Here is a 3,583-nt window from a genome sequence, read left to right as displayed (position 1 = left end):
GCGGCGCCGCGGCCGGCATGACGGGAGGCGTTGCGGCGGCCACGGGCGGCGGAACCGGCATCGCCGGCGGCAGCGCAGAATAAGCCGGAGCCTGCGGCGGCAACGGCGCCGCGACGGACGACGCAGCGGGCATCCGCAGATCGTCGAACGTCGTGACCGCGCTCGCCGGATCGAGCGCAGGGCCCGAGCCGAGCAGATCCGCCATCATGCGTTCGGCCGCAGCGACCGAGCCGCTCGCGGCGGTCGCCGCAGCAGGCGGCGGCGCCGTCGTGGCATACGCCGGCGGCGACGGCGCGATCGTCACCGGTGGAACCGGTGATGCCGGCGCATTCCTGTCCGGCGCCGACGGCAGCACGAACAGCGAATCGATCTCGAGACCGTGATCGAGCGACGTGCTCGCGACGACGTCGCTGCCGCTGCCGTTCAACATCGCGAGCGGGTCGAGCGCGTCGCGGTTCGTGTCGAGCAGGCGCTGGCGCTGCTGCAGTTCCTCGGGCGACTCGGCGATGACGTCGCTGCCGAGCGCCTGCAGCTCGGAGAACACCTCGCGCACCGCGGCCTTCTCGTTGTAGTCCTCGATGACGACGTCGTCGTTCGGCAGGCTGTACGGCGACGTCGGCGGCGCGGGTATCGCGAACACGTCGAAGTCGTCGGGGATCGTCTGCGCCGGCTTGGGCTTCGTCGCCATCGGCATGGCCGGCGGCACCGGTGCCGGACGCGGTCCCGCAGGCCTCGTTGACGCCGGTGTCATCGCCGGTGGCGCCGTCGCGGGCGGCATGGTTGCGGCGACGGCAGTTGGCGCAGGCGGCATCGGCGACGGCATCGCGGTCGCGATATTCGCGGTAACCGGTGTCGACAACGGCGGCGGGGATGGCGGCGACGTGATGGCCGGCGCAGCGGGCAAGCTCGCCGGCCGCAGACCGAGCACGTAGCGGCCGATCAGCAGCTGGTCCGACGGACTCATCGTGCAGCTGCGTCCCGGCGCGAGCTCGCTGCCGTTGATGAACAGCGAACTGCTGCTGCTGAGATTGCTGATGTCGACGGTGCCGGCAGGGCCGAGACACAGTCGCGCCTGGTGGCGCGAGATCAGGCGTTCGGGATCGTTGAGCGGCAGGTCGTTGTCGCTGCCGCGACCGACGTTGACCGGCGTGTCGAGGGCGCGGCTCAGCGGCGCGGCCAGGGCCTGGCCGTTGTAAGACAGCACCACGAGTTCCAGCCTGACCGCCGACATTCACGCTCCCTCGTGCGCGTCCGATGCGTTTCGGATACTGCGGCGCTGATCACACGCGCTGCGTCGCTGCGTAGCCCGTCCGTGCGCACACAGTCCAGGCCCGGAAAATTTTGAAGCTATCAAAACCTATCCACCTTCGCAAACGCGCACACGTGGCGATGAGAACGCGTCGACATCGTCGTGCGGGCACCGCATCGCATCGGCTGAGACTGTCATCCGATGTCATCGCTGCGTAGTGCGCGGCGACTAGCCTCGAACCGGGAACTCCGACACGGAATCGAGCGTCGCAGACGAGCCATAAGACGACACCGAATATCCTGCGTGGAGCTGCGTCCTTCGCAGGACGTGTGCACACCGTGAAATGTTTACGCAGTATTGCGGCGTGCCGGTGAAGAAATATGGATGCGAGTCACAAAGGCCAAAACTCCTCTTTGCACTGGGAAAACTTTTCGCCTAGATTGCATAAGACGCCCTCCCTCTCCGATTCGCAGGCATGGACGCAACTGTAAACGCGCGCGTCGCTCCCATCATTTCCGGCAAGGGTCATCAGGACCTCGCACCCGGGAACGCGCTCGTGACGGGCATGCGGCTGCGTGAGTTCGAGATCGTCGAGACGCTCGGCGAAGGCGGGTTCAGCATTGTCTACGGCGCGCGCGACCTGCAGCTCATGCGCGAGGTCGCGATCAAGGAGTACATTCCGATCTCGCTGGCCGGCCGCGTCGCGTCGACGACCGTGCGCATCCGTTCCGAGCACAATCGCGAGACGTTCGAAGCCGGCCTCAACGGTTTCATCAACGAAGCGCGCCTGCTCGCGCAGTTCAAGCACCCGGGCCTCGTCGAGGTGCTGCAGTTCTGGGAAGAGAACGGCACGGCCTACATGGTCATGCCGCGCTACACGGGCAAGACGCTGCGCTCGGTGCTCAAGGACATGGGCGGGCAGTGCGACGAGCCCTGGCTGCGCGGCATCGTCGCGCCGGTGCTCGACGTGCTCGAGCTGCTGCACTCGCGCAACGTGTTCCACCGCGACATCGCGCCCGACAACATCCTGATCAAGAACGACGGCACGCCGGTGCTGCTGGACCTCGGCTCGGCGCGCGAAGTCGTGACCGGCCTGCAGAAGGCGATCACCGTCGTCGTCAAGCCCGGCTATGCGCCGATCGAGCAGTACTCGAGCGACTTCGCGCTGCCGCAGGGACCGTGGACCGACGTCTACGCGGTCGGCGCGCTGCTGCATTTCGCGATACTCGGCTGTCCGCCGCCCGCATCGATCTCGCGCATCATGAAGGATTCGCTGCAGCCGCTGTCCGCCGCCGGCCTCAGCGGCTACTCGCGCGAATTCCTGACCGCGATCGATCGCGCGCTCGCGCTGCAACCCGGCGACCGGCCGCAGTCCATCGCCGAGCTGCGCGAGCTGCTGCGCGTCACGAAGCTCGACAAGACCGTCATCGATCTGCATCCGGCGCATGCCGCCGCCGTGCCGCACGTCGCCGCCGCGCCCGTGTCCGCGGCGCCCGAAATCACCGAGCTCGCCGAGCTCGATCCTGATCTCCCGGGCAGCGAGGACGAGCGCACCGTCATCGTCTCGGCGCAGGAAGTCGCCGCGCTCGTGCAGCAGCTCGCCGGCGCGAAGGCCGCTGCGGCGGCGTCGGCGAAGCCGGCTGCGACGAACGCGGCGCCCGTAGCGAGCGCCGCGCCGCCGGCGTCGCCTCCGTCTGCCGTCGCAGCGAGACATGCATCGCCGGTCGCGGCCGCATCCATCGCTACGGCGCAGACGCTCGTCGGCGAATTGCCGGCGATACCGGCGCCGCCCGTGCCGCCGGCTGCGCCGGTTGCCGTGCCGGCGGCGGCGCCGTCCGCTGCTGCGCCTGCTGCCGCAGCCGGCACGTCGTCTGCAACGACGCGCATGCCGGCCGTCGACACGCTCGCGCAGGAATCCGCATCGACACCTGTCGCGATGCCGCCGCCGACTGTCGCGCCGGTTGCCGCAGCGACGGTGCCGATCGATGCGCCGCCGCTCTTTGTCGCACCGCTCCCCGCAGCTGCCGCGGCGAGCCCGCCTTCCGCAACGACCGTCGATGTCGCTAACACGGCGCCCGTCGCGACGGCCGACTCCGCCGCGCCGTTCCCGTCGTTGTCCGGCGTCGAGCTCACGCTCGAACCGATGGATCGTGTCGAGCCCGACGTCGACCCCGTCGCCGTGCCGCCGCCGGCCGTCGCCGAGTGGCGCATAGAACCGGTGTCGATGCCGCCGGCGCCGCGCGCCGCGACTCCGGCTGCGGCCGCCGACAGCGAAGCCACGCTCGTGATGCCCGCGCCGGCGGCGCTCGTCGACGCGGCGCGCGCCGCCGCGGC

General features: G+C 69.7%; 2 protein-coding genes. One reads left to right on the top strand and one right to left on the bottom strand.

Annotation, left to right across the window (positions count from 1 at the left end; genetic code table 11):
* Nucleotides 1-1,231, bottom strand: a 1,231-nt coding sequence (locus tag NON22_RS21835; protein WP_257389114.1) for an FHA domain-containing protein, incomplete at its 3' end; no start/stop codon positions are given.
* A 493-nt stretch (nucleotides 1,232-1,724) separates the two neighbouring features.
* On the opposite strand from NON22_RS21835, the gene NON22_RS21830 reads away from it, so the two are divergent.
* A partial coding sequence (locus tag NON22_RS21830; protein ID WP_257389113.1) for a serine/threonine-protein kinase occupies nucleotides 1,725-3,583 on the top strand: 1,859 nt, incomplete at its 3' end.

Origin of the sequence: Tahibacter caeni, assembly GCF_024609805.1 — a bacterium.
GTDB classification, from domain to species: Bacteria; Pseudomonadota; Gammaproteobacteria; order Xanthomonadales; family Rhodanobacteraceae; genus Tahibacter; species Tahibacter caeni.
The sequence above is the reverse complement of the archived record's forward strand: the minus strand, read 5'-3'. Positions and strand labels throughout refer to the sequence as shown.